The 6504-nt window shown below is 44.5% G+C and carries 4 protein-coding genes; 3 read left to right on the plus strand and 1 reads right to left on the minus strand.

Going from position 1 to position 6504, the window contains the following annotated elements; all coding sequences use genetic code 11:
- The first annotated feature begins 386 nt into the window (after positions 1-386).
- The 3 genes from F6K37_RS29345 to F6K37_RS29355 all read left to right on the plus strand — a co-directional run bounded on the left by F6K37_RS29345 (position 387) and on the right by F6K37_RS29355 (position 5419).
- On the plus strand, positions 387-2057 hold the full coding sequence (locus F6K37_RS29345) for a WD40 domain-containing protein (RefSeq protein WP_287253995.1): 1671 nt from the start codon (positions 387-389) through the stop codon (positions 2055-2057).
- Between the two features lie 731 nt (positions 2058-2788).
- Complete coding sequence (locus tag F6K37_RS29350) at positions 2789-3460, plus strand: response regulator transcription factor (RefSeq protein ID WP_008189813.1); 672 nt, start codon at positions 2789-2791, stop codon at positions 3458-3460.
- Between the two features lie 24 nt (positions 3461-3484).
- Complete coding sequence (locus tag F6K37_RS29355; RefSeq protein WP_287253998.1) at positions 3485-5419, plus strand: sensor histidine kinase; 1935 nt, start codon at positions 3485-3487, stop codon at positions 5417-5419.
- A gap of 823 nt (positions 5420-6242) precedes the next feature.
- On the opposite strand, the gene F6K37_RS29360 is transcribed toward F6K37_RS29355, so the two are convergent.
- Complete coding sequence (locus tag F6K37_RS29360; RefSeq protein WP_287254000.1) at positions 6243-6443, minus strand: hypothetical protein; 201 nt, start codon at positions 6441-6443, stop codon at positions 6243-6245.
- Positions 6444-6504 lie beyond the last annotated feature (61 nt).

Genomic DNA, 6504 nt, shown 5'->3' on the forward strand with positions numbered 1-6504 from the left:
TCTGGAACACTGGCACCGATGGGCTTGACATCAAGCATTTCTCTTTCTCCTTTTAGGTCCCAACTCTTACCATATCGTCAATGCTTTTACTCATTTTTTTGTTAAGCAATATTTCGCCAGCAGCATCGGGGCGGGCGAGCCATGATTTTTCGCCTCTTCGCCCCTGGTTGAAACAGCCCGCACCGTAACGCACCATCAGAAGGTTGAAGGTTGAAGGTGTAGGGTGCGTTAGGGGCGGGCGAGCTCTGATTTTTCGCCTCTTCGTCCCTTGTTGAAATAGCCCGCACCGTAACGCACCATCAGGTCAAACAGCTTTTAGGAGATGCACCCTATCCAGAACTTAGTGCGATCGCATAAGCGCGGAAGCTTCGCTTCCGGAGCATAGCGTGACCTACGGTCAATCGCCTAGCGTGGCCTACGGTCAATCGCCTTTTTGGGAACTCTATAACTGTAAGCCTATTTACGAAGTAGTCATGACCAAGCAACAGAGTGTATTGTTCACCCTAGCGGTCGCAGCAGCGGGAGCTAATCTATCCTCGACAATTGGCGGTGTGGGATTAGTCGGGGGGTTTGGTGGCGTGGGCATTGGTCCGACCACGATGACAGGTCTAGGAGCAATAACTGGGGTTGCTGCTTATGGCGCTGTTAGGGCGATACGGGAAGGGGATCTTATTGCCATTGGGGCAGTGGCACTGGGAGCGGTTACAGGGGCTGGTATCTCTGCCACAGTAGGTGGTATGGGATTGAGTTTTGGGGGGAAAACTATCGGGGTTAATATGTCTTCGATGGCTGCTGCTGGTGGAGTCGTTGGACTCGGTGTTTATGGCTTAGCAAAAATGTTCTCTGAGCATGAGAGCAAAGAACCTGTTACTGAAACTTTTGACCGAATGGAAGCAGCAATCTCTTACCAGGAAGCCTATAACCAGGCAATGATGGAGCTAGATCCAATCTTAGCTGACATAGCCTTGAAACAAAAGTTTAGTGATCTAGAAGTTGAGGACGAATTACAAGCGCTTAAAGCAAACCTTTTGGGGGAAAATCAGTCTAAACCAACAGAAAAAGTAAGCAATGCTGAGCTTTCATCGAAACAAAGGTTTAAGAATCTAGACGTTGATAAAGAATTACAAGCGGTTAAAGCCAAACTTAATAAGTTAATAACTGTTAAATCACATCAACATTGGAAATGTAATACTATTCTCAAAGGACATATAGCAAACGTTAATTCCGTTGCTCTCAGTCGTAATAGTGATATTATTGCCAGTGGTGGTGATGATAGAACTGTAAAACTATGGGATTTAACAACGGTAAAATGCATTTACACGTTCTTCGGACAAGGAGGAGAAGTTCAAGCAGTAAACATTAGCCCGAACGGACAGATGCTGATTGCTGGTGGCTTTGATAACGTGATTACCAGTTGGAAATTACGGACAAAAACGTTATCTGGCATCTTCAATAAACCAAATTCTCCTTTCAGTCATGGAGCCGTGGTTTCGGATCTTGCTTTTAGCCAAAATGGTAAAATCCTGATCAGTGCTAGTGGTGATGAGACCATCGCAGTTTGGGATAGCTTGACAAGAAAACTAATCCACACAATAACTGATCATTCAAACATGGTTAATTGTGTTGCTATTACTCCCGATGGTCAGACTATCGCTAGTGCTAGTAATGACAAAACCATCAGACTGTGGAACAGACGCAGGTATCAACAGCGCTGCATTCTTACCGGACATACAGGGTGGGTAACTTCCATTGCTATCAGTCCTGATGGTCAGACTATCGCTAGCGGCAGCGCTGACAAAACCGTCAGACTGTGGAATCTCCACACTGAAAAACCAATCTTTTCTCTAACTGGACATTCAACAGCGGTGCTTTCCATTGCCATTAGCCCTGATGGAGAAACAGTAGTTAGTGCGAGTATAAACGAGGTTAAACTTTGGAGCCTACGGACTGGGGAGCTACTGCGAAATCTGAATGGTTGTTATCCGGTTACTTTTAGCCCTGATGGACAAATCCTAGTCAGTGGAGGCGGAAAGGGCAACATTAAGATTTGGCGTTGATTGATATGTCAGCCGTCAGCCGTCAGCCGTGGGCGTAGCGCATTAGCTCAATGCTGATAGCTGAATGATTATCCCATGTTTATTAGGGGTTTATTTTTGCGATTGACCTTGGCCTTTGGGCCACGCTACGCGAATGGTCACGCTACGCGATTGACATGCAGGTCACGCTAAAAGCGATTGACATGCAGGTCACGCTACGCGATCGCATTCCTCTAACCATCTATATGTAATCCTCTCAAGACCACCATCAGATCAGCATCACAGCAGCTTTGGTGACTAGAGGTTTAGAAATAGTTGGCGAAGCTTTGAGCAGCAGTATGTAGTTTTCAGCAATCCTACTGACCGAATTCTACCCAGTTCTTGTCTTAAACCAGCAATCAACTTGGTAGACAAGGGCATTGCTTTATCTATCTGTGTCTTTTTAAGCTAAAAGTTCAGCGAGCGGTGGTTATACTTACAGCAAGTTTCGCCCCCCTAGCCCCCCAACTTTGCGGTGCGACCCGTGGCGAATTTAATTCGCCAACGGAAAGCGCACCGGAGGGGGGAAATTGAGTTAAAGTCCCCCAGAATTGGGGGATTTAGGGGGCTTGCAGCTAAAGCTAGTGAGGTCAATTCATATGAAAACGGCTGTAAGACCCATGACAGGAAAAACTTGGCTGTCTTAAAACCTCGTTGGCTAAATTGCAACGATAGGTTCCAATAGTGAATAGCAAACATAGAGGGAATTGATGATGACCCAAGATTTACCAAAGTCAAGGAAACGGAAGCTGCTTGTGGTTGATGACCACGAATTGATGCTGGGTGGAATAATCGACACCCTACGACGGAAGTATCCAGAAGCGGAAATCCTAACAGCTCAAACGTTCCAGAGCGCTCTGGAACAACTGGAACGATTTCAGCTTGACCTTGTTATTGTCGATCTTTCCATTCCAGAAGCTTCTGAGAATACAGCTAAAATCGAGACGGGTATTAAACTCTTGCAGATAGTGATGAAGCAGTATCCCAACCTCAATCTTGTGGTGTTAAGCACTTACCTCAAAGCCCTGGTGCGGATTAAGGATGAGATTGACGAGCACAACGGGGGTTTCACCTTGGTAGATAAGGGTTTCTCCGGTCAGGTTATGTTAACCAGAGTTGACTGGGCATTGCAGGGATTAACCCATACAAAAGATCTAAATATGCTCAAAGGAGAAGTTAAGCCAGAGTGGCTGGAGTTACTCACCCTAGCATTTCATGAGGAATTGCAAGATAAGGCAATTGCTGGGCGTATGCATAAAAGTGAACGAACTGTGGTTCACTACTGGACGAAAATTCGAGACGTTCTGGGTGTTTATCCTGAAGGTGGGAAGAATCTCCGAATTCAAACCGAGATGCGAGCCAGAGAAGAAGGGTTTATTGATTGATAAATTAAGCAAGGAAAAAACCTGTTGTTGGGAAGTATTTGGCCAAAAATAAGAAACAAAATTGGCACCTGGCGTGGAGGAGAATTGCCAGGAATTGCAGTGATTGGACTGGTAATGTTAGCCCGTCTCAATGGATACCTTCAATTTAGTGAGTGGATAACCCTCGATACTTTTCTGCGTTTGCGTCCTTATGAACCTATGGATGAACGGGTTGTTATTGTTGGAATTGATGAAGAGGATATCCAGGATGTAGGAACCTATCCCATACCGGATCAAGACATTGCAAGGCTGCTGCGGAGATTGCAAACCTACAAACCTAGAGCAATTGGTCTTGATATTGTTCGGGATCTACCAGTTGAGCCAGGTCACGAGCAACTGGTTGAAACCTTTGAGGATATCAAGAATCTGATTGCCATTGAAAAAGTATTACCAACTAAAATTAAGCCACCACCGGGATTTCCCCCGGAACGGGTTGGTTTCTCAGATGTTCTTTTCGATGGGGATGGCAACGTCCGGCGCAGTCTTCTAGGGACTCCTACTCCTGAAGGGGGCAAGTTCTCTTTATCTCTCCGTCTGGCAAAAACTTATTTAACGGTTGAAGGCATTTCTCTCGAAAATGGCATTAAAAATCCTGATGGGATGATGTTTGGTTCAACGGAGCTACCTCGTTTTTTGCCCAATTCTGGTGGCTATGTGGGAACTGATGCGGGTGGAGTTCAGGTGCTGCTCAATTTTCGGAGTGGTCGAGAACGCTTTCGTATTCTATTACTTAAGGATATCAAAACCGAGAATTTTAATCCCAGTTGGATTCGCGATCGCATTGTGATTGTTGGAGTCACTACTCCCAGCATCAAAGACACTGTCAATACCACTGCCATCAAGGGTTTGAACCCTCCTGGAGAAATCTATGGTGTAGAATTTCATGCCCATGCTACTAGTCAAATTCTCAGTGCCGTTCTCGATCAGCGATCGCTTTTAAGAACTTGGTCAGATCCCTGGGAATATCTATGGATTTTAGGTTGGGGTTTTCTGGCCATTGGTCTTGGTCGGCTGACTCAATCCCCATTCAAAAATCTGTTTGGTGTTGGGGTTGCCAGCTTTGGACTAGTTGGAGTTGGTTATGTGTTCCTAGTTTGGGGCTGGTGGATTCCAGTAGCACCAGCGTTGTTAATTTTAGTCATAAATAGTTTACTATTTCCTGCTTTCTATCACTATGACCAGGCTTTGAGGTCTCAGATCAATGTGCGCCAACGGACTATTGATGAAACATTTAATATCATTCATAATGGCCCAATGCAAACACTAGCCTACACTATTACGCGCATTCAAAACCAGGATTTGCCAGAAGATGAATTACTGTTGAAACTTAAAACTATCAAGGATGACATCTGGGAAATTGCAGACTACCTCAAACAAGAAACTCTGACTCAAGAAGAAACTATCCGTCTAGGAAGTAACCTAAAACTGTCATTGAAGCATCCAATAAGTAAGCTGTTCTATGAAGTCTGTAGAGATACGCTGGAACGGCATCTTCCTCATTTTAATACCCTTAAGGTTAAAGCCCTTAAATTTGAGGAGATCCCGGAACAATATTTAACTATTGAGCAAAATCGAGAACTCTGTCAGTTTCTCGAAGAAGCTTTGTACAATGTCGGGAAACATGCTAAAGGAGTAACTCGTCTTAGTGCGACTGGTAAGCTACATGAGAACCGGTACACTCTGAGTGTTAAAGATAATGGCTCTGGCATCTGTTCATCTTCTGAAAACCGAGGAACACAGCAAGCTAAAGCTCTGGCGAAACAACTAGGAGGAACATTTAAGCGAGAGCCTCTTTCTCCCCAAGGAACTCTGTGTGAGTTAACCTGGCCTTTAGCAGGTCGTAACTGGAGTCTTGCCAAAGTTAGCTATCGCTTGAAAACTCTTTTTTTGAAAGTTTTTAAATATACCAAAAAATTCTAAAATAGTTGCGTAGGGTGCGTTAGGGGTGGGATTGCCCTGATTTTCCGCCTCTTTGCCAGCGTTGAAATAGCCCACCCCGTAACGCACCACCGGCTCAAACTAAATAAATCTAAAGTCTCTGCAAATTTTCCTGACCAGAGGAACTTTTCTCATGTCTTGATGCAGTCGCTCATGGAGAGCCCAATTCCCGATTCCTAATTCTAACTTCTAACTTCTAAATTATAACTTTTAAATTATAACTTCTACTTGGTGGTGCGTTACGGTGCGGGCTATTCCAATACTGGCGCTCGAAGTTAAAAATGAGGGCAAGCCCGCCCCTAACGCACCCTACATTCTAAATTCTAACTTCTAACTTCTAACTTCTAACTTCTAACTTCTAACTTCTAACTTCTAACTTCTAACTTCTAACTTCTAACTTCTAACTTCTAACTTCTAACTTCTACTTGGTGGTGCGTTACGGTGCGGGCTATTCCAATACTGGCGCTCGAAGTTAAAAATGAGGGCAAGCCCGCCCCTAACGCACCCTACATTCTAAATTTTAAATTCTAAATTACCGATAAGTCTTAAAAATAAAAAAAATAGCCGTAGAAATAATATCCACGGCTATTTAAACTCCACAATAAGTTCCTTGAAATCGCTATGTCACTGAGTTCCCAAACCGAACTTGATGTGATTCGATCTGATTGAACTTTGCCAGGGGGGGAAACCCCCCTAGAAGTTTAGCGATGCAGCGCGGTCTTGGGGAGGCAGCGCGGTCTTGGGGGTTCCCCCCATGAGCGACTGCCGTGGTTTCCCCCATGAGCGACTGCATCAAGACAAGGTGTTACGGCAACAACCAATACTTGGTTATTGTAGTTATCACTTCCCCGGGAACGTCGGTCGGCTCCAGAGGGGTCCATTCCGCTATCTCCGCATAGCCTAGTGAATAAAGCATTTGCATACTATAGATTACTGCTTGACGAGACCCTTTCAAGGTGTGCTGAGCAGGTTGTTTTTTGAAGTTTTGGCGAAATTTTCGTGACATGGATAAAAAAGTGAAGTTATTGTGGTCATTTAATGATTATTGTAATGATTATAAATAAATT

Origin of the sequence: Moorena sp. SIO4E2 (genome assembly GCF_010671945.1) — a bacterium.
Lineage (GTDB): Bacteria > Cyanobacteriota > Cyanobacteriia > Cyanobacteriales > Coleofasciculaceae > Moorena > Moorena producens.